Annotated in this window: 25 protein-coding genes and 1 pseudogene; 20 read left to right on the forward strand and 6 right to left on the reverse strand. The window is 71.8% G+C overall.

What is annotated here, in order from left to right:
• Positions 1-77: 77 nt before the first annotated feature.
• The 4 genes from dop (at position 78) to prcA (ending at position 3,813) form a co-directional block, all read left to right on the forward strand.
• Positions 78-1,589, forward strand: a complete 1,512-nt coding sequence (dop, locus tag AB0447_RS31850; RefSeq protein WP_366480342.1) for a depupylase/deamidase Dop — start codon at positions 78-80, stop codon at positions 1,587-1,589.
• Positions 1,590-1,762: 173 nt separating this feature from the next.
• Positions 1,763-1,975 (forward strand): ubiquitin-like protein Pup, encoded by a 213-nt coding sequence (locus tag AB0447_RS31855; protein WP_175439096.1) that lies wholly within the window; start codon positions 1,763-1,765, stop codon positions 1,973-1,975.
• A 197-nt stretch (positions 1,976-2,172) separates the two neighbouring features.
• Entirely contained in the window at positions 2,173-3,012 is an 840-nt protein-coding gene (gene prcB / locus AB0447_RS31860) for a proteasome subunit beta (protein WP_366480343.1), read from the forward strand.
• Between the two features lie 39 nt (positions 3,013-3,051).
• A complete protein-coding gene (gene prcA / locus AB0447_RS31865) occupies positions 3,052-3,813 on the forward strand; it encodes a proteasome subunit alpha (protein WP_366480344.1) in 762 nt (253 codons plus the stop codon).
• Positions 3,814-3,937: 124 nt separating this feature from the next.
• Here prcA and AB0447_RS31870 read toward each other — a convergent pair whose 3' ends face one another.
• Positions 3,938-4,942, reverse strand: a complete 1,005-nt coding sequence (locus AB0447_RS31870; protein WP_366480345.1) for a LacI family DNA-binding transcriptional regulator — start codon at positions 4,940-4,942, stop codon at positions 3,938-3,940.
• A gap of 140 nt (positions 4,943-5,082) precedes the next feature.
• Between AB0447_RS31870 and AB0447_RS31875 the strand changes: the two are divergent.
• The 13 genes and pseudogenes from AB0447_RS31875 to AB0447_RS31935 all read left to right on the forward strand — a co-directional run bounded on the left by AB0447_RS31875 (position 5,083) and on the right by AB0447_RS31935 (position 18,026).
• Positions 5,083-6,358 (forward strand): annotated as a pseudogene (locus AB0447_RS31875) (MFS transporter).
• Between the two features lie 9 nt (positions 6,359-6,367).
• On the forward strand, positions 6,368-7,729 hold the full coding sequence (pafA, locus tag AB0447_RS31880) for a Pup--protein ligase (RefSeq protein ID WP_366480346.1): 1,362 nt from the start codon (positions 6,368-6,370) through the stop codon (positions 7,727-7,729).
• A 129-nt stretch (positions 7,730-7,858) separates the two neighbouring features.
• The gene (locus tag AB0447_RS31885) at positions 7,859-8,818 is read left to right on the forward strand and encodes an FKBP-type peptidyl-prolyl cis-trans isomerase (protein ID WP_366480347.1); all 960 of its coding nucleotides are present in this window, start codon (positions 7,859-7,861) and stop codon (positions 8,816-8,818) included.
• Between the two features lie 43 nt (positions 8,819-8,861).
• Positions 8,862-9,242, forward strand: a complete 381-nt coding sequence (locus tag AB0447_RS31890) for an FKBP-type peptidyl-prolyl cis-trans isomerase (RefSeq protein ID WP_366480348.1) — start codon at positions 8,862-8,864, stop codon at positions 9,240-9,242.
• Between the two features lie 139 nt (positions 9,243-9,381).
• Positions 9,382-10,338 (forward strand): WYL domain-containing protein, encoded by a 957-nt coding sequence (locus tag AB0447_RS31895; protein WP_366480349.1) that lies wholly within the window; start codon positions 9,382-9,384, stop codon positions 10,336-10,338.
• Between the two features lie 18 nt (positions 10,339-10,356).
• On the forward strand, positions 10,357-11,325 hold the full coding sequence (locus AB0447_RS31900) for a WYL domain-containing protein (protein WP_366480350.1): 969 nt from the start codon (positions 10,357-10,359) through the stop codon (positions 11,323-11,325).
• Between the two features lie 35 nt (positions 11,326-11,360).
• Positions 11,361-11,642, forward strand: a complete 282-nt coding sequence (locus AB0447_RS31905) for a hypothetical protein (protein WP_366480351.1) — start codon at positions 11,361-11,363, stop codon at positions 11,640-11,642.
• 26 nt (positions 11,643-11,668) lie between these two features.
• Positions 11,669-11,869: a hypothetical protein gene (locus AB0447_RS31910; RefSeq protein WP_366480352.1), complete on the forward strand. Its 201-nt coding sequence runs from the start codon at positions 11,669-11,671 to the stop codon at positions 11,867-11,869.
• Positions 11,870-12,043: 174 nt separating this feature from the next.
• Positions 12,044-12,340, forward strand: coding sequence for a Sec-independent protein translocase subunit TatA (gene tatA, locus AB0447_RS31915; protein ID WP_366480353.1), 297 nt, complete (start codon positions 12,044-12,046; stop codon positions 12,338-12,340).
• Positions 12,341-12,398: 58 nt separating this feature from the next.
• Positions 12,399-13,364 (forward strand): twin-arginine translocase subunit TatC, encoded by a 966-nt coding sequence (tatC, locus tag AB0447_RS31920; protein ID WP_366480354.1) that lies wholly within the window; start codon positions 12,399-12,401, stop codon positions 13,362-13,364.
• 80 nt (positions 13,365-13,444) lie between these two features.
• On the forward strand, positions 13,445-14,332 hold the full coding sequence (locus AB0447_RS31925) for a diacylglycerol kinase (protein WP_366480355.1): 888 nt from the start codon (positions 13,445-13,447) through the stop codon (positions 14,330-14,332).
• 46 nt (positions 14,333-14,378) lie between these two features.
• Entirely contained in the window at positions 14,379-17,219 is a 2,841-nt protein-coding gene (locus tag AB0447_RS31930) for a DEAD/DEAH box helicase (protein WP_366480356.1), read from the forward strand.
• A 90-nt stretch (positions 17,220-17,309) separates the two neighbouring features.
• On the forward strand, positions 17,310-18,026 hold the full coding sequence (locus tag AB0447_RS31935) for a helix-turn-helix domain-containing protein (RefSeq protein WP_366480357.1): 717 nt from the start codon (positions 17,310-17,312) through the stop codon (positions 18,024-18,026).
• Here AB0447_RS31935 and AB0447_RS31940 read toward each other — a convergent pair.
• The 4 genes from AB0447_RS31940 to AB0447_RS31955 all read right to left on the reverse strand — a co-directional run bounded on the left by AB0447_RS31940 (position 17,948) and on the right by AB0447_RS31955 (position 22,434).
• Positions 17,948-18,949 (reverse strand): pseudouridine synthase, encoded by a 1,002-nt coding sequence (locus tag AB0447_RS31940; protein WP_366480358.1) that lies wholly within the window; start codon positions 18,947-18,949, stop codon positions 17,948-17,950. The genes AB0447_RS31935 and AB0447_RS31940 overlap by 79 nt on opposite strands.
• A gap of 62 nt (positions 18,950-19,011) precedes the next feature.
• The gene (locus AB0447_RS31945) at positions 19,012-20,550 is read right to left on the reverse strand and encodes a serine hydrolase (RefSeq protein WP_366480359.1); all 1,539 of its coding nucleotides are present in this window, start codon (positions 20,548-20,550) and stop codon (positions 19,012-19,014) included.
• 83 nt (positions 20,551-20,633) lie between these two features.
• Positions 20,634-21,473, reverse strand: coding sequence for a siderophore-interacting protein (locus tag AB0447_RS31950; RefSeq protein ID WP_366480360.1), 840 nt, complete (start codon positions 21,471-21,473; stop codon positions 20,634-20,636).
• Positions 21,474-21,528: 55 nt separating this feature from the next.
• Positions 21,529-22,434, reverse strand: coding sequence for a 5'-3' exonuclease (locus AB0447_RS31955; protein ID WP_366480366.1), 906 nt, complete (start codon positions 22,432-22,434; stop codon positions 21,529-21,531).
• 220 nt (positions 22,435-22,654) lie between these two features.
• On the opposite strand from AB0447_RS31955, the gene AB0447_RS31960 reads away from it, so the two are divergent.
• Entirely contained in the window at positions 22,655-23,248 is a 594-nt protein-coding gene (locus tag AB0447_RS31960) for an XRE family transcriptional regulator (protein ID WP_366480361.1), read from the forward strand.
• Positions 23,249-23,251: 3 nt separating this feature from the next.
• Complete coding sequence (locus AB0447_RS31965) at positions 23,252-24,016, forward strand: helical backbone metal receptor (RefSeq protein ID WP_366480362.1); 765 nt, start codon at positions 23,252-23,254, stop codon at positions 24,014-24,016.
• A gap of 108 nt (positions 24,017-24,124) precedes the next feature.
• On the opposite strand, the gene AB0447_RS31970 is transcribed toward AB0447_RS31965, so the two are convergent.
• A complete protein-coding gene (locus AB0447_RS31970) occupies positions 24,125-25,234 on the reverse strand; it encodes a TDT family transporter (protein ID WP_366480363.1) in 1,110 nt (369 codons plus the stop codon).
• Between the two features lie 142 nt (positions 25,235-25,376).
• On the opposite strand from AB0447_RS31970, the gene AB0447_RS31975 reads away from it, so the two are divergent.
• On the forward strand, positions 25,377-26,288 hold the full coding sequence (locus AB0447_RS31975; protein ID WP_366480367.1) for a LysR family transcriptional regulator: 912 nt from the start codon (positions 25,377-25,379) through the stop codon (positions 26,286-26,288).
• Positions 26,289-26,415: the final 127 nt, after the last annotated feature.

Here is a 26,415-nt window from a genome sequence, read left to right on the forward strand (position 1 = left end):
TCCCCACCAGCGCGGAGCCGCTCTAGGCTCTTCCGTACCGCTCCCGGTCGGGAGCGCCGCCGGGCAAGGAGGGCCGCATGACCGTACGGCGCGTAATGGGGATCGAGACGGAGTACGGGATCTCCGTCCCCGGTCACCCGAACGCCAATGCCATGCTCACCTCGTCCCAGATCGTCAATGCGTACGCGGCGGCGATGCACCGGGCGCGACGCGCCCGCTGGGACTTCGAGGAGGAGAACCCGCTGCGGGACGCCCGCGGCTTCGACCTCGCCCGCGAGGCCGCCGACAGCAGCCAGCTCACCGACGAGGACATCGGCCTGGCCAATGTCATCCTCACCAACGGAGCACGGCTCTACGTCGACCACGCCCACCCCGAGTACAGCTCGCCCGAGATCACCAACCCGCTGGACGCGGTCCTGTGGGACAAGGCCGGCGAGCGGATCATGGCCGAGGCCGCCGAACGGGCCGCCCAGCTGCCCGGCGCCCAGCCGATCCACCTCTACAAGAACAACACCGACAACAAGGGCGCCTCCTACGGCACGCACGAGAACTACCTGATGAAGCGGGAGACCCCCTTCTCGGACATCGTGCGCCACCTCACCCCCTTCTTCGTCAGCCGCCAGGTGGTCACCGGCGCCGGCCGCGTCGGCATCGGCCAGGACGGCCGCGAGCACGGCTTCCAGATCAGCCAGCGTGCGGACTACTTCGAGGTCGAGGTCGGCCTGGAGACCACCCTCAAGCGGCCCATCATCAACACGCGCGACGAGCCCCACTCGGACGCGGAGAAGTACCGCAGGCTGCACGTGATCATCGGCGACGCGAACCTCTCCGAGATCTCGACCTACCTGAAGCTGGGTACGACGGCCCTGGTCCTCTCCATGATCGAGGACGGCTTCATCAACGTGGACCTGGCTGTGGACCAGCCGGTGCGCACCCTGCACCAGGTCTCCCACGACCCCGACCTCCGCAAGCTGATCACGCTGCGCAGCGGCCGCACGCTGACCGCCGTACAACTCCAGATGGAGTACTTCGAGCTGGCGCGGAAGTACGTGGAGGAGCGGTTCGGCTCCGATGCGGACGAGCAGACGACCGATGTCCTGGTCCGCTGGGAGGACGTGCTGGGCCGGCTGGAGCGCGACCCGATGAGCCTGTCGGGCGAGCTGGACTGGATCGCCAAGCGGGAGATCCTGGAGGGCTACCGGCGCCGGGACGGGCTGGGCTGGGACGCGGCGCGACTGCACCTGGTCGACCTCCAGTACTCGGACGTACGCCAGGACAAGGGCCTGTACAACCGCCTGGCGGCCCGCGGCAAGATGCAGCGGCTGCTGGAGGAGCCGGCGGTGGAACGGGCCCGGAGCAAGCCCCCGGAGGACACCCGGGCCTACTTCCGCGGCCGCTGCCTGGAGCAGTACGCGGACGACGTGGCCGCGGCCTCCTGGGACTCGGTGATCTTCGACCTCCCGGGGCGCGACTCGCTCCAGCGGGTTCCGACCCTGGAACCCCTGCGGGGTACGCGGAACCACGTCAAGGAGCTCCTGGACCGCTGCCGGACGGCCGAGGACCTGGTCCGCGTCCTTTCCGGCGGCTGATCGCGGCTGAAAGGCCGCGCGGCCGGGAATCATGAAGGAACCCGGACGTTATGAAAGTGCGGGGACGAACGTCGGACCCTCCTTGTAGGGTCCGACATAGGGTCTGATCGATCTTGAGATTCCGATCCCGGGGTCTCGATGTGAGCGTGCGAACCGAGCGGGGTGAGGTAGACATGGCGACCAAGGACACCGGCGGCGGACAGCAGAAGGCGACGCGCTCGACCGAGGAGGTCGAGGAGACGACGGCCGAGGCGAGCTCCGACCTCAAGGAGCGGCAGGAGAAGCTCTCCGACGACGTCGACTCCGTCCTCGACGAAATCGACGACGTGCTCGAGGAGAATGCCGAGGACTTCGTGCGCTCCTTCGTGCAAAAGGGTGGCCAGTAAGGCTGTTTCGCCTTGGAATCCAAGGTGAGATGCCCGAGGGTGTCCCTGGGGTCTCCGTCCCGGCAGACCGGCGGCTCAAGCCGCCGGTGCCGGGGCGGATGACCGGCCCGGTCCCGGGTAGGGTCCGTGCCACAGTTCGAAATGATCGTTCGGCCCGGCCCCGGTGGCGGGGTCGCCGCCTATCCGGAAGGAATCGCGTGGAAGCCAACACTCGTGGCACGGGGCGTCTACCGGCAGCCTTCCTGACGCCGGGGTCCTCGTCCTTCATGGACTTCCTGGGCGCGCACTCGCCCGAGCTGCTCCCGGGGAACCGGAAGCTGCCCGAGGGGATCATCGAGGCCCCGCACGGGACGACCATCGTGGCCGCCACGTTCCCCGATGGCGTGGTCCTCGCCGGTGACCGGCGGGCGACCATGGGGAACATGATCGCGCAGCGGGACATCGAGAAGGTGTTCCCCGCCGATGAGTACTCCGCGGTGGGCATCGCCGGCACGGCGGGCCTGGCCGTGGAGATGGTCAAGCTGTTCCAGCTGGAGCTGGAGCACTTCGAGAAGGTGGAGGGGGCGACCCTCTCCCTGGAGGGCAAGGCGAACCGCCTGTCCACCATGATCCGCAGCAACCTCGGCATGGCCATGCAGGGCCTCGCCGTCGTCCCGCTGTTCGCCGGCTGGGACGAGGGCAAGGAGAAGGGCCGGATCTTCTCCTACGACGTCACCGGCGGCCGCTCCGAGGAGCACGGGTTCGCCGCCACCGGCTCCGGGTCGATCTTCGCCCGGGGTTCCATGAAGAAGCTGTACCGGCCCGATCTGACGGAGGAGCAGGCCACCACGCTGGTCGTGCAGGCCCTCTACGACGCCGCCGACGACGACTCGGCGACCGGTGGGCCGGACCTGTACCGCCGGATCTTCCCCATCATCACCGTCATCACCGACGAGGGCTTCCGCCGGCTCAGCGAGGAGGAGTCCTCGGCGCTGGCCCGTTCGGTCACCGAACGGCGCATGGAGGAGCCCGACGGCCCGCGCGCCGCGCTCCTGTAAGTACTCGTCAGCCCAGAAGAAGAAAGGGGCGGATAGCCGGTGTCGACTCCGTTCTACGTCTCACCTCAGCAGGCCATGGCCGACCGGGCCGAGTACGCCCGCAAGGGCATCGCCCGCGGTCGCAGCCTGGTTGTGCTCCAGTACGCCGACGGCATCGTGTTCGTCGGTGAGAACCCGTCCCGTGCGCTGCACAAGTTCAGCGAGATCTACGACCGGATCGGCTTCGCCGCGGCCGGCAAGTACAACGAGTACGAGAACCTGCGGATCGGCGGTGTGCGCTACGCCGATCTGCGCGGATACACCTACGACCGGGACGATGTGACGGCCCGTGGGCTCGCGAACGTGTACGCGCAGACGCTGGGCACCATCTTCTCCTCGGCGGGCGAGAAGCCGTACGAGGTGGAGCTGGTGGTGGCGGAGGTCGGGGCCACGGCCGCCGGGGACCAGATCTACCGGCTGCCGCACGACGGGTCGATCGTGGACGAGCACGGCTCGGTCGCGGTCGGCGGCAATGCCGAGCAGATCAGCACGTACCTGGACCAGCGCCACCAGGACGGGATGTCCCTTCCCGAGGCGCTGAAGCTGGCGGTTCAGGCGCTGTCCAGCCAGGCCAACGGTGCCGACCGGGAGATCCCGGCGGACCGGCTGGAGGTCGCGGTCCTGGACCGTACGCGGACCCAGCAGCGGAAGTTCAAGCGGATCCGGGGCCGGCAGCTGGCCCGGCTGCTGGAGCCGGAGGTGACGCCGGCCGCGCAGGCGGACGCCGTCTCCAACGACGAGGCGCCCGAGGACTCCGAGTAGCGGGCAAGCAGCAGATCGCACGACAGCGCCCTGGTTCCGCCGTTCGGCGGGCCGGGGCACTGTCGTGTTCTAGGGGTGTCTTGCCGATCAGGGCGCGAGCCCGGCCTGATCGGCAAGACACCCGCTAGGGGGTCGGCGGTGGGGCGGTGGAGCCGCGGACGACGAGGTGGACCGGGATGTCGGGGGCCGTCCAGGTCTGGCCGTCGAGGACGGCGAGGAGGGCGCTCATGCCCTGTCGGCCGACGTGTTCGGCGGGCAGCGAGACGGTGGTGAGCTCGGGTTCGACGGCGGTGGCGAGGGCGAGGTCGTCGAAGCCGGTGACGGAGAGGTCTTCGGGGATGCGCAGGCCGAGCCGGCGGGCGGCCTTGCAGGCGCCGACGGCGAGGATGTCGTCGTCGCAGACGACGGCGGTCGGATGGGGGCCGGGGCCGGAGAGGGCGGTTTCCATGGCGGCGGTGGCGGCCGGGACGTCGAGCGCGGAGCGTACGGTGCGCAGCCGGGCGTGGGGGCCGAGGGCCTCGGTGAGGGCGGTGGCGCGGACGTCGAAGGTCCAGGAGTGCACCGCCGAGGCGAGGTGCAGGAAGCTGCGGTGGCCGAGGCCGAGCAGGTGTTCCGTGGCCTGGCGGATCCCGTCGGCGAGGGCGAGGTTGACGAAGGCGGCGGCCCCGCCGGTGTCGGGGTCGCTGTCGAGCATGACGAGGGGGAGTTCGGTGCCGGCGCCGCTGATGGCCTGGAGGGCGTCGGCGGCCATGGAGGAGGCGATGACTCCGTCGAGGGCGGCACTGGCCGAGGCGAAGGGGTTGCGGGCGGGGCCGGTGCCGTCGGGGGAGAGGTAGAGGACCACGCTGAAGCCGTGTTCCGCGGCGACCTGGGCGGCGCCGGTGTAGACGCGGGCGAAGAACTCGTTGGTGAGCGCGGGGACGACGAGCAGGGCGGTGCGGGTGGAGCCGAGGCGGAGGCTGCGGGCGGCGAGGTTGGGGCGGTAGCCGAGCTCGGCCGCGGCGTGCCGGACCAGTTCGGCGGTTCGCTCGGAGACCCGGCCGCGCCATTTGTCGCCGAGGACGAGGGAGACGGTGGCCTGGGAGACGCCGGCCTGGCGGGCGACGTCCCGGCTGGTGGGTCTCGTCACGTGCGACTCCTGTTGTGCGAGGTCAGAGGTGGGGGCGGGGTTCTCGGGGTGGACCCGGGGACTGCGGCCATGGTACGTATGACCTGTCACGTTATACGTATTACCTCGGTCGTACACTCCGAGGCGGAAGGGGGCATTCCATGGCCGCGGGATACTCGGAGCTGCTCAGAACCCGGCACGCGGCGAGGCTGCTGATAGGCACCCTCGTCGGCCGGCTGCCCAACGGCACGGCGCCCATCGCGATCGTGCTGTTCACCCGGGCCGAGGGCGGCAGCTACAGCCTCGCGGGGGCCCTCGCCGCCGCGTACGGGGTGGCCAACGCCGTGGGGCAGCCGTTGCTCGGGCGGGCCGTGGACCTCTTCGGCCAGCCCCGCATCCAGCTGCCGGCCGCCCTGGTGTCCGCGCTCGGCATGGTCTGGCTGGTGCTGGCGGGCACCGGCGGCACGTACGCCGCGTACGCCGCCGTCGTCGTCGCCGGACTGTTCACCCCACCGCTGGAGGGCGGGCTGCGGGCCCTGTGGCCCAGCGTGCTCGGCGGCCGCGAGGAGCAGGTGCACAAGGCGTACGCCATGGACGCGGTGGCCCAGGAGGTCATGTTCACGGTCGGCCCGCTGCTGGTGACGCTGTGCGTGGCGCTCTGGGACCCGGGGGTGGCCCTCCTGGTGCTCAACGCCGTGGGCGTCCTCGGGGCGCTCTCGGTGGTGCTGTCGGAGCCCTCCCGCACCTGGCGCTCGGCGCCGCGCGAGGCGCACTGGCTGGGGGCCCTGCGCTCGGGCGGGCTGCTGGCCCTGCTGGGGGCTTTCTTCTTCGTCGGCAGCGCCCTGGGGTCCATCACGGTCGCGGGCGTGGCGTACGCCGACGACCACGGGAACCAGGCCGTCTACGGCTGGCTGATGGCCGCCCTCGGGCTGGGTGCCCTGGTCGGCGGGGTGGCCTACGGGGCGCGCCAGTGGGCGGGGACACCGGAACGGCGGCTGCGGGCGCTGGTGGCCCTGCTGGCCGTCTGCTACCTGCCGCTGATGCTGGTGCCGGGCCCGGTGGCGATGACCGCGCTGGCGGCGCTGGCGGGCGTGTTCCTGGCGCCGGCCATCGCCTGTGCCTTCATCGTGGTGGACCGGCACGCTCCGGCGGGCACGGTCACGGAGGCGTTCTCCTGGCTGGTGACCTCCTTCGGGGTGGGCGCGGCGATCGGTACGGCGATGGCGGGTCCGGCCGTGGAACTGGGCGGCACGGCGGTGGGCTTCGGCGTGGCGAGCGTGGGCGGGGCCCTGGCCCTGCTGGTCCTGATGGCCACTCAGCGAGTCCTCGCAGCTCCGCCGCGCAGCCGCACGGTCGAGGGCTCATCGGGCCTGCTCATCGGAAACTGATCGAAACGGCGCTCTCGAACCCGGTTTCAGAACACAGCAGAAGGCGTAATGTTCAGTCATGGACCGCCGCATTTTCGGGCTGGAGAACGAGTACGGCGTCACGTGCACGTTCAGGGGACAGCGCCGACTGTCTCCTGACGAAGTGGCGCGCTACCTCTTCCGCCGTGTTGTGTCATGGGGCCGCAGCAGCAATGTCTTCCTGCGGAACGGCGCCCGCCTCTACCTCGACGTGGGTTCACATCCGGAATATGCAACTCCCGAATGTGACAACGTGACCGAACTGGTCACCCACGACAAGGCCGGCGAGCGCATTCTCGAAGGCCTGCTCGTCGACGCCGAACGCCGCCTGCACGAGGAGGGAATCGCGGGCGACGTCTATCTTTTCAAGAACAACACCGACTCGGCGGGCAACTCCTACGGCTGCCACGAGAACTACCTGGTGGCGCGGCACGGGGAATTCTCCCGCCTGGCGGACATCCTCATCCCGTTCCTCGTCACCCGGCAGCTCATCTGCGGGGCCGGCAAGGTACTGCAGACCCCCCGGGGCGCGGTCTACTGCGTCAGCCAGCGGGCCGAGCACATCTGGGAGGGCGTCAGCTCCGCGACGACCCGGTCCAGGCCGATCATCAACACCCGCGACGAGCCGCACGCGGACGCCGAGCGCTACCGCCGGCTGCACGTGATCGTCGGCGACTCGAACATGTCCGAGACGACCATGCTGCTCAAGGTCGGCGCGACCGACCTGGTGCTGCGCATGATCGAGGCGGGCACGGTCATGCGGGACCTCACCCTGGAGAACCCGATCCGGGCGATCCGCGAGGTCAGCCACGACATCACCGGCCAGCGCAAGGTGCGCCTGGCCAGCGGCCGGGAGGCCTCGGCGCTGGAGATCCAGCGCGAGTACTACGACAAGGCCGTGGACTTCGCCGAGCGCCGGGGCATCCGTACCGGCACGGTGGAGCAGGTGCTGGAGCTGTGGGGCCGGACCCTCGACGCGGTCGAGCAGGAGGACCTGGGCCGGATCGAGACCGAGATCGACTGGGTCATCAAGTACAAGCTCATCGAGCGGTACCGGGCCAAGCACAACATGACCATGTCGAACCCGCGGGTGGCTCAGATAGACCTCGCGTACCACGACATCCACCGCCGGCGGGGGCTGTACTACCTGCTGGAGCGCAAGGGGCAGACGGCGCGGATCTGCAATGACCTGAAGATCTTCGAGGGCAAGTCGGTGCCCCCGCAGACCACCCGGGCGCGGCTGCGCGGCGACTTCATCCGGCGGGCGCAGGAGCAGCGCCGGGACTTCACGGTGGACTGGGTGCACCTGAAGCTGAACGACCAGGCGCAGCGCACGGTCCTGTGCAAGGACCCGTTCCGTTCGGTGGACGACCGGGTGGAGAAGCTGATCGCCGGCATGTGAGCGGCAGGTGCGTTCCGCCGGTGCGTTCCGCCGGTGAATCGGCCAGGCCCCGTACGTTTCTCGTGCGGGGCCTGATCCACACCTTAGAGTGGCGGGCGACCGATGTGCCGTCTGAGATCTGAGGAACACGTGCGCCGACTTGCCGGCCTGCTTGTCGTCCCCCTTCTGCTGCTGTCGACAGCGGCCTGCGGTGATGGCGACGACAAGGGCTCCGACTCCGCCTCCACCCAGATGACGAACGACGTGCCCGCGATCACCGCGGGCGCGAAGTTCGGGGAGAAGCCCACCCTGTCCACGGGCAAGGGGGAACCGCCCAAGGAACTGAAGGTGAAGGTCATCAGCGAGGGCAAGGGCCCGGCGCTGAAGAAGGGCGATGTCGCCCAGGTCAATTACCTCGGCCAGGTCTGGGACGGCAAGGAGCCGTTCGACCAGAGCTTCGACCGGGGCACCCCCTTCGACCTCGAGCTCGGCGCGGGCCGGGTCATCAAGGGCTGGGACCAGGGCCTGGAAGGCCAGAAGGTCGGCAGCCGGGTCGAGCTGGTGATCCCGCCGGAGCTCGGCTACGGCGCGGAGGGCTCCGGCGAGAAGATCAAGCCGAACGCGACCCTGGTCTTCGTCGTGGACATCGTCAAGGGCGCCTCGCTGCCGTCTCCGGCCTCGGCCAAGGGCAAGGAGATCGCCCAGGACAACAAGGACCTGCCCAAGGTCGGCACGAACACGGACGGCAAGGAAGTCTCCCTGTCGGTGCCGAAGGGCGCGGCCGAGCCCACCAAGCTGGTGTCGAACTACGTCCTGGAGGGTGACGGCAAGCCGGTCACCGACAAGGACAGCGTGATCGTGAAGTTCGTGGGCAAGACGTGGAAGGACGACAAGCTCTTCGAGAGCACGTACGCCACGAACCAGACGGTGACCTGGCCGATGGACCAGCTGTCCGTCAAGGGGCTCAAGGACGGCCTGGTCGGCAAGAAGGCGGGCAGCCGCATCCTGCTGGTGATCCCGCAGGACCAGGGCTTCGGCGACAAGCAGCAGGGTGACATCCCGCCGAAGTCGACGCTGGTGTTCACGCTCGACATCCTCGCCGTGATGTAAGACTGTCCCGGTTGACCGGTTTTTGATTTTGAGGAGCAGTGCAGTGAGCGGACAGCTCGAGAAGCCCGAGATCGACTTCCCCGAGGGCCCGGTCCCGACGGACCTCGTCATCGAGGACATCTGGGTGGGCGAGGGCGCCGAGGCCAAGGCCGGCAACTTCGTGAAGGTCCACTACGTGGGCGTGGCCTTCTCCACCGGCGAGGAGTTCGACGCTTCCTGGAACCGCGGCCAGGCGCTGCAGTTCCAGCTCGGGTCCGGCCAGGTCATCAAGGGCTGGGACCAGGGCATCCAGGGGATGAAGGTCGGCGGCCGCCGCAAGCTGACCATCCCGGCGCACCTTGCGTACGGCGACCGCGGTGCCGGCGGCGGTGTGATCGCCCCCGGTGAGACGCTGATCTTCGTCTGTGACCTGATCGGCGTCTGATCCGCGCACCCGCGATCAGTTGTGGGCCCCCGCCTGACCGGCGGGGGCCCTCGCTTTTGCCGGGACGCGCCGGGGCGGTACGGTCAACGGTCACGACTTGTGAGCGTTGTAGGTCCGAAGAAGGGTGGGGCGGGCGTCGATGGCGATTGCCAAGGCCGAGCGGTTGATGAACCTGGCACTGTGTCTGCTGGGGACCCGCCGGCCGCTCAGCAAGCGCGAGCTGCGGGGTTCCATCGAGGCGTACATGGAAGCCGGCAACGACGAGTCCTTCAACCGCATGTTCGAGCGGGACAAGGACGATCTGCGTGAACTCGGGCTGGTCATCGAGACGGTGGAGAACCTGGAGGGCGAGATCGGCTACCTCGCCCGCCGGGACAGCAACACCCTGCCGCCGGTCTCGCTGGACGCCGAGGAGGCCGCGGCGCTGGGCCTGGCAGCCAAGGTATGGCAGCAGGCCCGGCTGGCCGGTGCGGCCAGCGGCGCCCTGCAGAAGCTGCGGGCCGGGGGGATGCCGGAGGCCGAGGACCCGTACGAGGGCCGGCACAGCGCGATCGAGCCGCGGATCCCGGTGCACGAGGCGGCGTTCGAGCCGCTGATGCTCGCCTGCCGGGACCGGCGTCCGGTGGTCTTCGACTACCGCAAGTCCAATGCGGCGCGGCCCGAGACGCGCCAGGTGGAGCCGTGGGCGCTGGAGTGCTGGCGCGGCCACTGGTACCTGGCGGGCTTTGACCGCGACCGCGGCGCGGAGCGGGTGTTCCGGCTGTCCCGGATCACCGGGAAGGTCCGCTCCCGGGCGGGCGCGTACACGGCCGAGGTGCCGGACGTGGTGACCGTGCGGGAGACGGTGGCCGAGTGGGCCGGGGACATCACGGACCGGACGGCGCTGATCCGGCTGCGGGCCGGAGCCGGCTATCCGCTGCGGGCCCGGGCGACCGTGGTGCGCGAGGGCGCCGACGGCTGGGACGAGCTGGAAATCCCGTACGGGCACGGACTGGACGCCTGGCTGGTGGAGTTCGGGCCGGACGTGGTGGTGGTGGAACCCGCGGATCTGCGGGCCGACGTGGTGGACCGGCTGCGTGCCGTGGCCAAGGGCTGAGGGGGATTCGTAACAGCTATGGCTGCGAACGCGATTGACCAGACCCGGCGGATGCTGTCGCTGGTGACGTACCTGCGCGAGCGCCCCGGGGCGCACATCGCCGATGTGGCGCGGGCCTTCGGGATCACCGAGGACGAGCTGATCTCGGACCTGGACGTGCTGCCCATGTGCGGGACGAGTTTCCGGGGCGGGGACCTGCTGGACATCGACACCGACGGGGAGCGCATCTGGTGGCGCAATCCCGACGCGTCCGGGGAGTCCACGGCGGAGCCGCTGCGGCTGGCCGCCGACGAGGCGACCGCGCTGCTGGTGGCCGCCCGGGCGGTGGCGACCCTGCCGGGGCTGCGGGAGAGCGACCGGGACGCGCTGCTGCGGGCCACCGCCAAGCTGGAGGCGGCGGCGGGCGAGGCGGCCGGGGCCAGTGCCCGGCTGTCGGTGACCTTCGAGTCGGAGGGCGGGGTCTTCGCGGACGTCGACCGGGCCATCACCGAGGGCCGGCGGCTGTGGCTGCGCTACTACTCGCCGGCCCGGGACGAGCTGACCGAGCGCACGGTGGACCCGATCCGGCTGTTCGCGGTGGGGCACACCTACCTGGAGGGCTGGTGCCACCTCTCGGAGGCCCGGCGGACCTTCCGACTGGACCGGGTGGCCGAGATCCGACTGCTGGACGAGCGCTCGGAGCCGCCGGCGATCGAGCCGCGCGACCTGTCCGAGGGGCTCGTACAGCCGGCCGCCGAGGACCCGGAGGTCGTGGTCGACGTGGGGCCGGGCGGCCGCTGGGTCGCCGAGTACTACCCGCACGACAGCGCGCGCGAGCTGCCGGACGGGGGCCTGCGGATCACCCTGCGGACCCCTGATCCGGCGAGCCTGCGGCGACTGGCGCTGCGGCTGGGCCGGGACGGGCGGATCGTGGATCCGGCCGGGCTGGCGGAGAGCGCGCGGCAGGCGGCGCGGGAAGCACTGGCGGGGTACGGCGAGACCGCCTAGCCGGCGGTCGTACGGCAGGACCGAGGGGGACGAGGATGTCAGGGACTTCCGGTCGGTTCGGCGGAGCCGGGTTCTCCGGTGCGCCGGGAGCGGCCTTCACCGTGGGGCCGGTCACCTTCAAGGCGGCCTGCCCGGACTGCCGGGCACGGCTCGAACTGGCCGCGGGTGCGCTGCGCCTGGCCATCGGCGGCAGCCGCCGGACCACCTTCTACTCCTTCACCTGTCCCGAGTGCGGGGCCGCGGTCCGCAAACCCGCCGGGGAGCGGATCGTCGAGCTCCTCACCGGTGGCGGGGTGAGCACCCTGCGCAGCGTCTGATCCCTCCGGTGCCCTAGGCTCGGAGCATGCTGTGGCCGATGCTCGCAATCGCCCTGGGTTTCCTCGGGCTCGCCGTCCTCGCCGTGCTGGCCGTGAAGGTCGGCATCGAGGTCAGACGGCTGTCCGGGCAGGTCGAGGAGTCCGCCCGGAGGATCTCCGACGCCTCGGGCGACCTCGGCCGGGCCGCCGAGGACCTGGCCCGTGCCGGCCACGCGGTACGCCCGTAGCACCCCGTTCGTGCGCTGTTCACAAAGCCGGCCCGGCGCAATCAGGGGTGCCCCGGGGGATTGCCGGGCGTTTACCCCTGCGGGTTACGATCCTTGCCAGTGCGTCCTTCGGACTTCCGTCCGATCCGGCCGCAGCCACCACCTCCAGCCGCTTCGGTGAGAAGGAAGTCACACATGATCGGCAACCTGAAGCCTCTCGAGATCATTCTGATCATCGCCGTCATCCTGCTGCTGTTCGGCGCCAAGAAGCTCCCGGAGATGGCCCGTTCCCTCGGCAAGTCGGCCCGCATCCTCAAGAGCGAGGCCAAGGCCATGAAGAAGGACGGCGAGGACCCGCAGGCCGACGCCGCCCCCGCCGCGCCCACCGCCGACGCACCGCAGCAGGCCGCCCCGCGCACCATCCAGGCCGCGCCCGGTGACGTCACCAGCTCGCGCCCGGTCAACGAGCCCAACCGCACCGCGCAGGGCTGAGCACCGCCGGACATTCCGGACGCACCGTCAGCCAGCGCAACGAGACAAGGGACGTGGGTTGCTCAAGTCTGCCCGCAAGCAGGGGAAACCGGACAAGCCGGAGAGGGACGCCGAAGGGCGGATGCCGCTTGTCGAGCACCTGCGTGAGCTGAGAAACCGGCTGCTGAAGTCGGTCCTGGCGATCCTCGTGATCACCATCGTGGCGGCCTTCTTCTACAAGGACCTCATCGACTTCCTGCTGAGGCCGATGCTGGACTCCGTCGGCTGCACCGACGGCGTGGTGACCCAGCGCAACGGCCGGTCCTGTGCCGATATGACCGTGAACGGTCTCATCGCGCCGTTCTCGATCGCCCTCAAGGTCTCCTTGATGGCCGGTGTGGTGCTGTCCGCGCCGGTGTGGCTCTACCAGCTGTGGGCGTTCGCCGCCCCCGGCCTGCACAGCCACGAGAAGAAGTACGCGATGAGCTTCGTCGCGATCGGCGCGCCCCTGTTCGCGGGCGGCGCGGTCCTCGCGTACACGATCCTTCCGCAGACCGCCACGATCCTGCTCGACTTCACCCCCGAGCACGCGCGGAACCTGCTGCCGGTCGACGACTACCTCGACCTGGTCACCCGCATGGTGATCGTCTTCGGGCTGGCCTTCGAGCTGCCGCTGCTCCTGGTCCTGCTGAACTTCACCGGAGTCCTGACAGGAAAGCGGCTGGCCGGCTGGTGGCGCGCGTTCATCCTCGGCATCACGGTCTTCGCGGCCTTCGCGACCCCCACCGGTGACCCGCTCACCATGCTGTCGCTGGCCGCCCCGATCGTCGCCCTCTACTTCATCGCGCTGGGCATCTGCCTGGTCAACGACAAGCGGCGGCAGCGCAACGACCCGGACGCCGCGCTCGACGACGACGAGGCCGCGGAGCTGGATCTCACCCCGGCCGCCCTCGGCGAGATCGAACCGGTGGCCAGCCCGGCGGCCCTCCCCGAGCAGGCCGACGGCGGGCGCCAGCGGATCAACGGTTACGACGACGCCACCTGACAGGTACGCCCCCGGCTACCGCTGGGAGGTGCCCCCAAGGGTGGTGGGCGCCGAGATCACCCTCCGGTACATTGCCGGGGGTGAGTGCCGAGATCACCCTCTTCGTCAATCCCACCGCCGGACGCGGCCGGGGGGCGCACGCCGCGCAACCGGCCGCGTCCGCGCTTCGCGCCGCCGGCTACTGCGTACGGACGGTCGTCGGCACCGATGCCGATGACGCGCTGGCCCGGCTGCGGGCCGCCGTACGCGAGGGCACCGGGGCGGTGATCGCCGTCGGCGGCGACGGCGTGGTGCACCTGGCCCTCCAGGCGCTCGCCGGGACCCTCACCCCGCTCGGCGTGGTCGCCGTCGGCACCGGCAACGACTTCGCCCGGGCCCTCGGGCTGCCCGTACGCGACCCTGCCGGGGCCGGCCGGCTGGCCGCCGAGGGGCTCAAGGAGGGCCGGATCCGGGAGATCGACCTGGGCCGGATCGGCGACCGCTGGTACGGGACCGTGCTGTGCTCCGGCTTCGACTCGCGGGTCAACGACCGGGGCAACCGGATGCGGTGGCCCTCCGGCCGGTTCAAGTACGACCTCGCGATGCTCGCCGAACTGGCCGCCTTCCGGCCCTTCCCGTACCGCATCACCCTGGACGACGGCCCGGTGATCGAGACCGAGGCCACCCTCGTCGCGGTCGGCAACGGCTCCTCCTACGGCGGGGGCATGCAGATCTGCGCGGACGCGGTGCCCGACGACGGGCTCTTCGACATCACCGTGGTCGGGGACTGCTCCCGCAGCACCCTGCTGACCGTGTTCCCCAAGGTGTACAAGGGCACGCACCTGAGCCACCCCAAGGTGACCGTGCACCGGGCCGCGAAGATCACCCTGGAGGCGCCGGGGATCACCGCCTACGCGGACGGCGAGCCGCAGGGGCCGCTGCCGGTGACCGCGAAATGCGTGCGGGCTGCGGTGCGACTGGTCATGTAAATGATCGCGACTGTTGTCAGAGGTGGCGGGTAGGCTCGACCACAAGATGACCGAGGACCTCTCACCCGCCGAGCGGTACGCCGCTGCCCGGATCCGCGCCGCAGAGGAGGCCACTGCGCTGGCCCCCTTCCGCGAGATGTACGCATTCGGACTGGACCCCTTCCAGATCGACGCCTGCAAGGCACTGGAGGCCGGAAAGGGCGTGCTCGTCGCCGCCCCCACCGGTTCGGGCAAGACCATCGTCGGCGAATTCGCCGTCCACCTCGCCCTGACCCAGGGCCGCAAGTGCTTCTACACCACCCCCATCAAGGCCCTGTCCAACCAGAAGTACGCCGACCTCGTCAAGCGCTACGGCGCCGAGAAGGTCGGCCTGCTCACCGGTGACAACAGCGTCAATTCCGAGGCACCGATCGTGGTCATGACCACCGAGGTCCTCCGCAACATGCTGTACGCGGGATCGCAGTCGCTGCGCGGCCTCGGCTACGTGGTGATGGACGAGGTGCACTACCTCTCCGACCGGTTCCGCGGGGCCGTCTGGGAAGAGGTGATCATCCACCTCCCCGAGTCGGTGACCCTGGTGTCCCTGTCGGCCACCGTCTCCAACGCCGAGGAGTTCGGCGACTGGCTGGACACCGTGCGCGGCGACACCGAGGTGATCGTCGCCGAGGAGCGGCCCGTCCCGCTGTGGCAGCACGTCATGGCCGGCCGACGGATCTACGACCTCTTCGAGGAGGAGTCCGACCACGGCGGCCGCGGCTCCGCCCGCCGCGAGGTCAACCCCGACCTGCTGCGCATGGCGCGGGAGGAGAACAGCCGCACGTACAACCCGCGCGACCGGCGCCGCGGCAAGATGGTCCGCGAGGCCGACCGGGAGCGGGAACGCCGCTCCCGCAACCGGATCTGGACCCCGGGCCGCCCCGAGGTCATCGAGCGGCTCGACCGCGAGGGCCTGCTGCCCGCCATCACCTTCATCTTCAGCCGGGCCGGCTGCGAGGCGGCCGTCCAGCAGTGCCTGTACGCGGGCCTGCGGCTCAACGACGACGCGGCACGGCTGCGGGTGCGCGAGATCGTCGAGGAGCGGACCGCAGCCATCCCCGCCGAGGACCTGCACGTGCTCGGCTACTACGAGTGGCTGGAGGGCCTGGAGCGGGGCATCGCCGCCCACCACGCCGGGATGCTGCCGACCTTCAAGGAGGTCGTGGAGGAGCTGTTCGTCCGCGGTCTGGTCAAGGCCGTCTTCGCCACCGAGACGCTGGCGCTGGGCATCAACATGCCCGCGCGCACGGTCATCCTGGAGAAGCTGGTCAAGTGGAACGGCGAGCAGCACGCCGACATCACCCCCGGCGAGTACACCCAGCTGACCGGCCGGGCCGGCCGACGCGGCATCGACGTCGAGGGCCATGCGGTGGTGCTGTGGCAGCGCGGGATGGACCCGGGCGCCCTGGCCGGCCTCGCGGGCACCCGTACGTATCCGCTGCGGTCCAGCTTCAAGCCCTCGTACAACATGGCCGTCAACCTGGTCCAGCAGTTCGGCCGGCACCGCTCGCGCGAGCTGCTGGAGACCTCCTTCGCGCAGTTCCAGGCGGACCGCTCGGTGGTCGGGATCTCCCGGCAGGTGCAGCGCAACGAGGAGGGGCTGGAGGGCTACCGCGAGGGCATGACCTGCCACCTCGGGAACTTCGAGGAGTACGCGCAGCTGCGCCGGGACCTCAAGGACCGGGAGACGGAACTCGCCAAGCAGGGCGCGACGCAGCGCCGGGCCCAGGCGGCCGCCTCGCTGGAGCGGCTCAAGCCGGGCGACGTCATCCACGTGCCCACCGGCAAGTTCGCCGGGCTGGCGCTGGTGCTGGACCCGGGTGTGCCGGCCGGGCGGTCCAACGGGTACCGCGGGCAGGAGTACCACGAGGGTCCGCGGCCGCTGGTGCTGACCGCCGAGCGGCAGGTCAAGCGGCTGGCCGGGATCGACTTCCCGGTTCCGGTGGAGCCGATCGAGCGGATGCGGATCCCGAAGACCTTCAACCCGCGTTCGCCGCAGTCCCGGCGGGACCTGGCGTCCGCGCTGCGCACCAAGGCCGGGCACATCGCGCCCGACCGGCACCGGCGCGGCCGGGCCGAGGCGGCCGACGACCGCGAGATCGCGCGGCTGCGGTCGGCGCTGCGGGCGCACCCCTGCCACGGCTGTGACGAGCGGGAGGACCACGCCCGCTGGGCGGAGCGCTACCACCGGCTGCAGCGGGACACCAAGCAGCTGGAGCGGCGGATCGAGGGCCGGACGAACACGATCGCCCGCACCTTCGACCGCATCCATGCGCTGCTGACCGAGCTGGACTACCTGCGCGAGGACGAGGTCACCGAGCACGGCCGCCGGCTGGCCCGGCTGTACGGGGAGCTGGACCTGCTGGCCTCGGAGTGCCTGCGGGCAGGCATCTGGGAGGGGCTGACCCCGGCCGAACTGGCCGCCTGCGTCTCGGCGCTGGTGTTCGAGGCGCGGCAGTCCGACGACGCGGTGGCGCCGAAGGTGCCGGGCGGCGCGGCCAAGGCGGCGCTCGGTGAGATGGTCCGCATCTGGGGCCGGCTGGACGCCCTGGAGGAGGAGCACCGGATCAACCAGGCGGAGGGCGTGGGCCAGCGGGAGCCGGACCTCGGCTTCGCGTGGCCGGTGTACCAGTGGGCCTCGGACAAGAGCCTGGACGAGGTGCTGCGGGAGGCGGAGATGCCGGCCGGCGACTTCGTCCGCTGGTGCAAGCAGGTCATCGACGTACTCGGGCAGATCGCGGCGGCGGCTCCCGCGGCGGGGGCCGACGGGGGCAGTACGGTCGCGCGGAATGCGCGCAAGGCCGTGGACGCCCTGTTGCGGGGCGTAGTGGCCTACAGCTCGGTCGGATAGGCGCTTTTGGGCCTTCCTCCGAATTCGGGGATGGCCTGATCTGATCTCTTGCCATGATCATTTCGGCGTGCGCTGTGCGACGATCTGGCCATGATTGACGCGGAGAGACGGGTCGGGCGTCCGCGCGCCGACCGGCGAAGACCGGCGAGCGGCCGGCCGCCGCGCGAGGAACTCCTCGAAGCGGCGGCCGAGTTGTTCACCCACAACGGGTACGCGGCCACCACCACCCGGGCGGTGGCCCGGCAGGCCGGGATGCGCCAGGCCACGATGTACCACTACTTCGGCGGCAAGGAGGAACTCCTCGCCGAACTCCTGGAGTCCACCGTCTCGCCCTCGCTGGAACTGGCCGGACGGCTGCTCGCCGACACCGGCCGGCCGGCCGCGCTCCGGCTCTGGGAGCTGTGCCGTTCCGACGTCCTGCTGCTGTGCGGCGGTCCGCACAATCTCGGCGCCCTCTACCTGTTGCCCGAGGTGAGCGGCGAACGCTTCACCGCGTTCCACCGGATGCGCACCGAACTCAAGGCCGTCTACCGCAGGTTGCTGGCGGAAGCGGCGGCCGCCGAGCGGCACCGGTGGGACGCGGCCGGACTCGCGCTCCGCAGCGACCTGGTCTTCGGGCTGATCGAAGGGGTCATCCTGATCCGCCGGTCCGCCCCGCACCGCCCGGTGGAGGCGTTCGCGGAGGCGACGGCGGACGCGGCGCTGCGGATCGCCGGAGTGGGCCGCCCTCAGGCCGTTTCCACCCCACGGCCTTCTTCCGGGCCTTCTTCCGGGCCTTCTTCCGGGCCTTCCGCCCAGGCCTGGTAGTCCGTCCACGCCTGCAGGGTGAGCCCGCTCTCGAAGCGGTGCGCGATGCCCGTCACCGGATCGGTGAACTCCAGGCGCCGGGCCAGTAGTTGCAGCGGCCGGCGGTAGTCGTCCGGCGCCGGGTCGGTGACCTGCGGGTAGACCGGGTCGCCCAGGATCGGCAGGCCGAGGCTGTTCATGTGCACCCGCAGCTGGTGGGTGCGGCCGGTGTGCGGGGTCAGCCGGTAGCGGCCCAGGCCCGCCCGGTGCGCGAGCAGCTCCACGAGGGTCTCCGCGTTGGGCTCGCCGGGGACCTCGGCGGCCGCGATGACCCCGCGGGTCTTCTCGATCCGGCTGCGCACGGTGCGCGGGAAGGCGGCCGCCGGATCGTGCGCGGCAATGGCCTCGTACTCCTTGCGGACCGCCTTCCGCTGGAACAGCAGCTGGTAGGCGCCCCGGTCCTCGGGGCGGATGCTGAACATGACGAGCCCCGCGGTGAGCCGGTCCAGCCGGTGCGCGGGGCTGAGGGCGGGCAGGTCCAGCTCGTGGCGCAGGCGGGCGAGCGCGGTCTGGGTGATGTGGCTGCCGCGCGGGGTGGTGGCCAGGAAGTGCGGCTTGTCGACGACCAGCAGGTGCCCGTCGCGGTACACGACGCGCGGCGCGAACGGCACCGGGGTCTCCGGGGGCAGGTCGCGGTGGAACCAGAGGTAGCCGCCGGGCGTGTACGGGTCCTCCGCGCGCAGGCTCCGGCCGTCCGGCCCGACCACCCGGCCGGTCCGCAGCAGCTCGCCGACCGCGTCGGCACCGGCGCCGCCCGCGTAGTGGGCTTCGAGGAATCCGCCGACATCGCTCCAGGTGCCGTCGGCGGGCATCCGCAGCCGGACCGGGTCGATTCCGGCGCGCTGGGGCAGGGGCGAGGGCGGGATGGGCGTACGGCGTCTCATGTCGCCCTACAGCCTAGGGGGGCCGGCGGATCAGGGCCGGGCCCGGCCCTCGTCGGACGTCCCTAGCCGCGGCGGAAGGTGCCCAGGCCGTTGGTGTCGAGGTACTCGATGCGGAGGGTGGTGTCGGTGAAAGTGACGCCCGTGCGGCCGATGGCGTTCTCGCCGGCCGTCTCGAAGCTGAAGGTGTCCCCGTCGTAGTGGGTGAGGGGGAAGCGCTTCGGTTCGGGACCGAGGGCGAGGACCAGGCCCTTGCCCTGCGGGCCGGTGCTGACGGTGGCCTTGCCGTAGTAGGGGTTGTCGTACGTGCCGGTGTACGCGGCGTCGTCCTGCGCGGGCCGGGCGCCGGCCGGGGGTTTGGCGTAGTCGGTGGGGGAGCGGCCGGTGTTCAGCACTTGCTCGTACAGGGCGGCGACCAGGGGCAGCCAGTCGGTGGTTGGCTTGCCGTACTGGGCGGTGTCGAAGAAGTCGAGGGCGAGGGCGTCGGCCATGCCGACGGGCGCGCCGTTGGTGAGGACGACGATGCCCAGCTGTTCCAGGGGCAGCAGGGTGACGTTGGAGTTGGCGCCGAGCTCGAAGCCCCCGGAGTGGCTCAGGCGCAGCCGGCCCGCGTCGTCGTAGGAGACGTTCCAGCCCAGCCCGTAGAAGCCGGTCCGGCCGTCGGGTGCGGTGGGCGGCTGGGACACGATCTCCGGGAGGTGGGTGCGGGCCAGGGTGTCGCCGTTGATGATCCGCTTGCCGTCGAGGGTGCCGTTGCCCAGCTGGAGGCGCACCCAGCGGGCCATGTCGCGGGCGGTGGAGCTGACGCCGCCGGCCGGGGCCTGGGCGTCGGGGTCGCGGACATAGCGGGCGCTCCAGGTGCCGTCGGCGTTCCTGACGTGGGTGGAGGCCCGGTCGGTGGCGGCCTCGAGACCGGCGAAGGTGGTGCCGGTGCGGGTCATGCCGGCCGGCTTGAACAGGGTGTCCTGGCTGAGCTTCTCCCAGCTGACGCCCTTGGCGCGGGCGACGGCCTCGGCGGCGGCCGTGAGACCGAAGTTGGTGTAGGCGTAGCTCGCCCGGAACGGGGTGAGGGGCTCCTCGCGGAGGTGGCCGAGGATGTACGACTGGTCGTAGCCGAGGTCTTCGAGGAGGTCGCCGGCGTGGTCGGGGAGGCCGCTGCGGTGGGAGAACAGGTCGGCGGTGGTGACGTGGCCGGTGACCCACGGGTCCTTGAGGGCGAAGCCGGGCAGGGAGACGTGCCGGTCCCAGTCGGAGGGGTTCTTCAGGGCGCCGGCGACCACGGTGGAGGAGATGGGCTTGGAGACCGAGGCGACCTGGAAGACGGTGTCCGCATCGACGCGGTCGGCCCGGCCCACCGTCCGGAGGCCGAAGCCCTTGAGGTAGACCACCTTGTCCTGGTGGACCACGGCCACTGCCGCGCCGGGCACCCCGGTCCTGCGCATGAGGTCGGCGATGGTGGCGTCCAGCTTGCCGACGGCGGTGTTCACCTGGGCATCGCTCAGCTGCGGCTCGGGCGGGGGAGGCGGGCTGGGAGCTGCCGCCAGCGCGGCCGCGGCCAGGAGGAACGCGGCCCCGGCGGCTCCGATTGTGTGCAGTCGGCGCATGCCACCATCGTCCCGCCGGGCGGGACATTCCGCCCGGGGAGCGGGAGTGGCAGAAGGCAGGGGCAGGCGCGGTCCGGCCGGGCTCAGGCGTGGGCCAGGGATTCCTGTTCCGCTTCCACCTGGGCGTTCCAGTCGCGCTTGATCGCGCGCCAGCTCTCGTCCGTCTCGCCCAGGCGCCAGTAGCCCGAGATCGACATGCGCTCGCGGGCGATGCCGCGGTCCGCGCGCAGGTGGCGGCGGAGCTCCTTCACCACGCCCGCCTCGCCGTGCACGAAGGCCTGGACGTCGGTGGACGGGAAGTCGAGGGAGGTCACCGCTTCCAGCAGGGCCTCGCCGACCGGGCGGCCGCCGCGGTGCAGCCAGACCGGGGTCACCCCGTCCGGGGTGGCGATCCGCTGCTCGTCGGCCGGGCCGTCGACCTCGACGAACGCGTGCACCCGGGCGCCGCGCGGGAGCCGCTCCAGCGAGGCCGCGATGGCCGGCAGGGCGCTCTCGTCGCCGGCCAGCAGGTGCCAGCCGGCCGCCGGCGCCGGGGCGTACGCGCCGCCCGGGCCGACGAAGTACACGGACTCGCCGGGCACGGCCCGGGCCGCCCACGGGCCGGCCAGGCCCTCGTCGCCGTGCACCACGAAGTCGATGGTCAGTTCCCGGACGACCGGGTCCCAGGCGCGCACCGTGTACGCGCGCTGCCGCGGCCACTCGGCGCGGGGGTGCACGGCCCGGATCTGCTCCAGGTCCCACGGCTCGGCGTAGGTGACGCCCTCGGGGGCGAAGAGGAGCTTGACGTAGTGGTCGGTGAACTCGCCCGCGCCGAATCCGGCCAGCCCGTCGCCACCCAGGACGACCCGCACCATGTGCGGGGTCAGCCGCTCGGTGCGTACGACGACTGCGGTGCCGACTGTGCGGCCGGGTCCTGATGCCACGGCTGTCTCCCCTGACTCCCCAGATACTTAGGATTGCCTAAGTTAAGTTAGCACCTCATCCGCGCAGGGAGGTGCTCAGGCGGGAAACTGCACCCCCAAGACCCCACCGGTGGACCAATGCGTCCACCACGTCCGGGTGGGCCGGCCCGGCCGGCAGCGCCGGGTCGAAGGAGGGCAGCGGCACGTCCGTGGCCACCTTGACCACCTTCGGCGCCACCGCCAGATACGGCCGCGCCTCGTCCAGCCGCTTGCGCTGCACGGGCGTCAGCTTCGACTTCGGGTCGTCGACCGCGTCGATGATCCCGGCCAGGTTCCCGTACGTCGCGAGCAGCTTCGCGGCGGTCTTCTCGCCGATGCCCGGAACGCCCGGCAGGCCGTCGCTCGGGTCCCCGCGGAGCAGCGCAAGATCGGCGTACCCGCGACCGTCGACCCCGTACTTCTCGCGCAGCACGGCCTCGTCCGTCACCTGGAGGGTACCCACGCCCTTGACCGGGTAAAGCACGCGCCGCTGCCGGGCGTCGTCCACCAGCTGGTACAGGTCCCGGTCGCCGGTGACGATGTCCACCGGCCCGGTCGCGCGCGCGGTCAGCGTGCCGATCACGTCGTCCGCCTCGTACCCGGCGACCCCCACCCGGGCGATCCCGAACGCGTCCAGCGCCGCCTCGATGATCGGCACCTGCGGGACCAGGGTGTCCGGGGTCTCCTCCACGTCCGGCCCGGTCTCCGTCTCCACCGCCACCCGGTGCGCCTTGTAGGAGGGGATCAGCTCCACCCGCCAGTGCGGCCGCCAGTCCGCGTCCATACAGGCCACCAGGTCGTCCGGCCGGTGGTCGTGGACCAGGCGGCCGATCATGTCCAGCAGCCCGCGCACCGCGTTCACCGGGGTGCCGTCCGGTGCCTTCACGGAGTCCGGGACGCCGAAGTAGGCGCGGAAGTACAGGGAAGCGGTGTCGAGGAGCATCAGGCGGCGCGTGGTCACTCGGTTCATGGGGCAGATGATGCCGTACCCCGCGGTCCGGCCGGGGCGCCGCCGTTGCGCGACGGACGGTCACCGGGCCTCCACCGGAACGTGTCGGCGGAAGGGGTGCGGTCCGGACGAGCGCGAGAAACCGGAGGCGGTTGCTGCGTAAGGTGCTTACAGCACACCGATGTGCGATGGACAAGGGGAGGGCAGCCCCGCGATGGACGACAGGGAAAAGGAAAAGGACGCCAAGGAAGCGCTTCGGGTGGGTGTGGCCGTGCGCAAGCGGCGACGCGCGCTCAAGCTCACCCTCGCCGCCGTTTCGGGGCGCAGCGGACTCTCGGTGCCCTTCCTCAGCCAGATAGAGAACGAGCGGGCCCGGCCCAGCATGCGGTCCCTGGAGCGGGTCGCGGACGCGTTGGAGACCACGGCCGTGGAACTGCTGGCGGCCTCCGACACCGCGCGCACGGTGGACCTCGTACGGGCGGCCGACGCGGGCGGCCTGGAACCGGTCGCCGGGGTACGGCCGCTGGTCCGCGGGCACCACCAGCTGCACGCGCTGGAGTTCACGGGCGACCAGGACGCCGGCCGGGAGTACCAGCACCGCAACGACGAGCTGATGTACGTGGTGGACGGCGCCTGCCAGGTGGAGGCGGAGGGGCGGGCCTACCGGCTGGAGAGCGGCGATGCGCTGTTCCTGTCGGGCGGGGTCCGGCACCGCTGGCGCGCCACCACCGAGGACACCCGGATCCTGGTGGTCGCGGTCGGCGACCACATCCACGCCACCGCCGAACCGCCCTCGCCGGAGCACTAGCCGATGGGCGTCGGGGCGGGCCGGCGGGCGGGCCCGAGGGCGGGCCTGCGGGTGGTGTCGCTGGTGCCCTCGCTGACCGAGGCGGTCGCGGAGACCCGTCCCGGGCTGCTGGTCGCGGCCACCGACTGGTGCAGCCACCCGGCCGGGTTGGACGTCGTACGGGTGGGCGGCACCAAGAACCCGGACGTGGCCGCGATCACCGCCCTCCGTCCCGACCTGGTCATCGCCAACGAGGAGGAGAACCGGGCCCCGGACCTCGCGGCCCTGCGCGCGGCCGGGCTGGAGGTCCTGGTCACCGAGATCCGCGACCTGCCGCAGGCGCTGCGCGAGCTGGATCGGCTGCTGGTACGTGCCCTGGGGCTGCCCCGGCCCGGCTGGCTGGACGCGGCCGAGGAGGCCTGGGCGGGACTCGCGCCGGCGGGGGAGTGGCGGGCCTTCGTGCCGGTGTGGCGGCGGCCCTGGATGGTGCTGGGGAGGGACACCTTCGCCGGGGACCTGCTCACCCGGCTGGGGGTGCGCAATGCGTACGCCGGGCACGCGGAGCGCTACCCGCGGGTGCCGGCCGAGGAGCTGGCGGCGGCCGGCTGCGATCTCGTCGTCCTGCCCGACGAGCCCTACCGGTTCACCGCCCAGGACGGGCCGGAGGCCTTCCCCGGCCTGCCGGCCGCCCTGGTCAGCGGCCGTCACCTCACCTGGTACGGGCCCTCGCTGGCGGAAGCCCCGCAGGTGCTGGGGGCCGCGCTGCGAAGGGCCGTACACGGGTCCTAGGCCGCGCCGGCCCGATCTTGACCGGCTCCCGGAACGGGCCCCGTTGCCCGGGCGCGGTGCGGGTCCGCTCCCGAGCAGTGCCGCGGTGATCTCAGATGGAGGTCACCGTCACCGCGGGGCCGCGAGGAGCCGGCCGGCGGCCAGGCCGCGCAGGGTGTGGGTGGCGGCGGTCAGCCAGGCCGCGACCAGGACGGCGAACAGTGCGGCCGCCAGCCAGGCGAAGGCGGTCAGGCCGGTGTGCCGGGCCAGGCCGGCAGCGCCGGTGACGCAGGTCCCCACGGGGAAGGTCAGGGCCCACCAGGTCATCGCGAAACCCATGCCGTTCCGGGCGGCCCGCACCAGCATCGCGGTGGCCAGGGCGAGCCAGAGGAGGGCGAAGCCCATCACCGGGACCCCGTAGACCACGGCGAAGGCGCCCAGCGCGCCGGCGTAGGGGGCGCCGATGGCACGGGGAGCCACATCGGCCAGCTGGTTCACCGCGGTGGTGGACTGGCCGAGCGGGCCGAGCACCAGGAACAGGGTGGGGGTCAGGGCCAGCGGCAGCGGGCCGCCGACGATCAGCCGGCCGAACACCAGGGGCAGCATCAGCAGGGTCGCCAGCAGGCTGATCCCGAACATCGCGTAGCAGGCGAGCAGCAGCGACTCCTGGGCCTGCCCGGCCGGGAGGTGGGGTATCAGCAGCGGCCCGACGGCGGCGGACACCATGGGGGCGACCAGGGGCAGCAGCCACACCGGGGTGGCCTGGGAGGCGTCCACCTTGTGCCGGACCACCATCAGGTAGGGCACCACCACGGCCATCACCAGGCCGATCGCGGTGCCGGCGGAGAACAGCACGGCGTCCACGGCGATCGCCGTGGGCTCCCCGATCAGATCCTTACCGACGATCAGGGTGCCGGCGCCGACGGCCAGCAGGGCCATCGCCAGACAGCCGTAGAACGGGGCGACGGCCGGGTCGAGGAGGTGGGCGCGGGCCTGGTCGCGGTGGTGCAGCCAGTGCCCGGACCGGGCCAGCAGCACCACGACGAGCGCGAGGGCGGACAGCGCCCACACGAGCTGGCAGGCGACGCGCTGGCCCGGCAGCTGGTACGGGAGGGTCGCTCCCGCGTTGGCGATGATCGCCGTGCCCATCACCGAGGCGTACCAGTTGGGTCCGAGGTGGCGGAGGGCGGGGAATGCGAGGTGCCGCTGGGGGTGGTGCGGCTGCGCGATGGTGGCCATGGATCCAGGGTCGGGGCCGGTGGGGTGGGGCGGCAGAGGTCCATTTCCTATGAGGTCATAAGCTGGATTTATGTCTGAACGGATGAGTGGGAGTCCGGGGCCGGGGCGTGGTCCGGGCCGGGGTCCGGGTGCAGGTCAGGGTCTGGGGCCGCAGGTTCCCTTGTCGCACCGGGTGCCGGATCTGGGCGCGCTCGAGCTGCTGCTGGCCGTGGCCCGGGTGGGCAGCCTGGGCGGGGCGGCCCGCGAGCTGGGCATCACCCAGCCGGCCGCCAGCAGCCGCATCCGGGCCATGGAAGCCCGGCTGGGCGTGGCCCTGGTGGACCGCTCGCCGCGCGGCTCCACGCTGACGGCGCAGGGTGCACTCGTCACGGACTGGGCGCGGCGGATCGTGGAGGCGGCGGAGGCGTTCGACGCGGGGGCGCAGGCGCTGCGGGGGCGGCGGGACTCGCGGCTGCGGGTGGCCGCCAGCATGACCATCGCGGAGTACCTGCTGCCGGGCTGGCTGATCGCCCTGCGGGCGGAGCGGCCGGACACGGCGGTGTCGCTCCAGGCCGGCAACTCGGCGACGGTGGCGGAACGGGTGCTGCTGCACGAGGCGGACCTGGGCTTCGTGGAGGGGCTGACGGTGCCGGAGGGGCTGGACTCGGCGGTCATCGCGCGGGACCGCCTCGTCGTCGCGGTCGCCCCCGCGCACCCGTGGGCCCGGCGGACCGCGCCGGTCCCGGCGGCCGAGCTGGCCGGCACCCCGCTGATCCTCCGCGAATACGGCTCCGGCACCCGGCAGGTCCTGGACGCGGCGCTGGCGCCGGTGGGGGGACTGGCGGTGCCGCTGCTGGAACTGGCGTCGACGACGGCGGTGAAGGCGGCGGCGGTGAGTGGGGCGGGGGCGTGCGTGCTGTCGGAGCTGGCGCTGGGGGAGGAGTTGGCGTCGCGGCGGCTGGTGGAGGTGGGGGTGGCGGATGCGCGGCTGGAGCGGGCGCTGCGGGCCGTCTGGCCGGCCGGCTCCCGGCCCGCGGGCCCGGCCCGCGACCTCCTCTCCCTGACCCGCGGTTAGCTCCTCTGCCGGTGGTGCGGTGCGGCACCGCTGCCGGGGGCCAGCCCCCGGACCCCCGCGCCTCAAACGCCGGCGGGGCTGGACCCGGATGCTCGAATCGGTCGTCGACGACCAGGAGGGCACCGGC

The sequence above is a fragment of the Streptomyces sp. NPDC051211 genome (assembly GCF_040689505.1).
GTDB lineage: Bacteria > Actinomycetota > Actinomycetes > Streptomycetales > Streptomycetaceae > Streptomyces.

Excerpts from the sequence above, each read along its gene's own strand:
- AB0447_RS31960 (WP_366480361.1), top strand. The coding sequence starts at position 22,655 with ATGGACGACAGGGAAAAGGAAAAGGACGCCAAGGAAGCGCTTCGGGTG.
- AB0447_RS31935 (WP_366480357.1), top strand. The coding sequence starts at position 17,310 with ATGATTGACGCGGAGAGACGGGTCGGGCGTCCGCGCGCCGACCGGCGA.
- AB0447_RS31955 (WP_366480366.1), bottom strand. The coding sequence starts at position 22,434 with ATGCTCCTCGACACCGCTTCCCTGTACTTCCGCGCCTACTTCGGCGTC.
- pafA (WP_366480346.1), top strand. The coding sequence starts at position 6,368 with ATGGACCGCCGCATTTTCGGGCTGGAGAACGAGTACGGCGTCACGTGC.
- AB0447_RS31905 (WP_366480351.1), top strand. The coding sequence starts at position 11,361 with ATGTCAGGGACTTCCGGTCGGTTCGGCGGAGCCGGGTTCTCCGGTGCG.
- AB0447_RS31855 (WP_175439096.1), top strand. The coding sequence starts at position 1,763 with ATGGCGACCAAGGACACCGGCGGCGGACAGCAGAAGGCGACGCGCTCG.
- AB0447_RS31910 (WP_366480352.1), top strand. The coding sequence starts at position 11,669 with ATGCTGTGGCCGATGCTCGCAATCGCCCTGGGTTTCCTCGGGCTCGCC.
- AB0447_RS31945 (WP_366480359.1), bottom strand. The coding sequence starts at position 20,550 with ATGCGCCGACTGCACACAATCGGAGCCGCCGGGGCCGCGTTCCTCCTG.
- AB0447_RS31900 (WP_366480350.1), top strand. The coding sequence starts at position 10,357 with ATGGCTGCGAACGCGATTGACCAGACCCGGCGGATGCTGTCGCTGGTG.
- AB0447_RS31895 (WP_366480349.1), top strand. The coding sequence starts at position 9,382 with ATGGCGATTGCCAAGGCCGAGCGGTTGATGAACCTGGCACTGTGTCTG.
- tatA (WP_366480353.1), top strand. The coding sequence starts at position 12,044 with ATGATCGGCAACCTGAAGCCTCTCGAGATCATTCTGATCATCGCCGTC.
- AB0447_RS31965 (WP_366480362.1), top strand. The coding sequence starts at position 23,252 with ATGGGCGTCGGGGCGGGCCGGCGGGCGGGCCCGAGGGCGGGCCTGCGG.
- AB0447_RS31940 (WP_366480358.1), bottom strand. The coding sequence starts at position 18,949 with ATGAGACGCCGTACGCCCATCCCGCCCTCGCCCCTGCCCCAGCGCGCC.
- dop (WP_366480342.1), top strand. The coding sequence starts at position 78 with ATGACCGTACGGCGCGTAATGGGGATCGAGACGGAGTACGGGATCTCC.
- AB0447_RS31930 (WP_366480356.1), top strand. The coding sequence starts at position 14,379 with ATGACCGAGGACCTCTCACCCGCCGAGCGGTACGCCGCTGCCCGGATC.
- AB0447_RS31970 (WP_366480363.1), bottom strand. The coding sequence starts at position 25,234 with ATGGCCACCATCGCGCAGCCGCACCACCCCCAGCGGCACCTCGCATTC.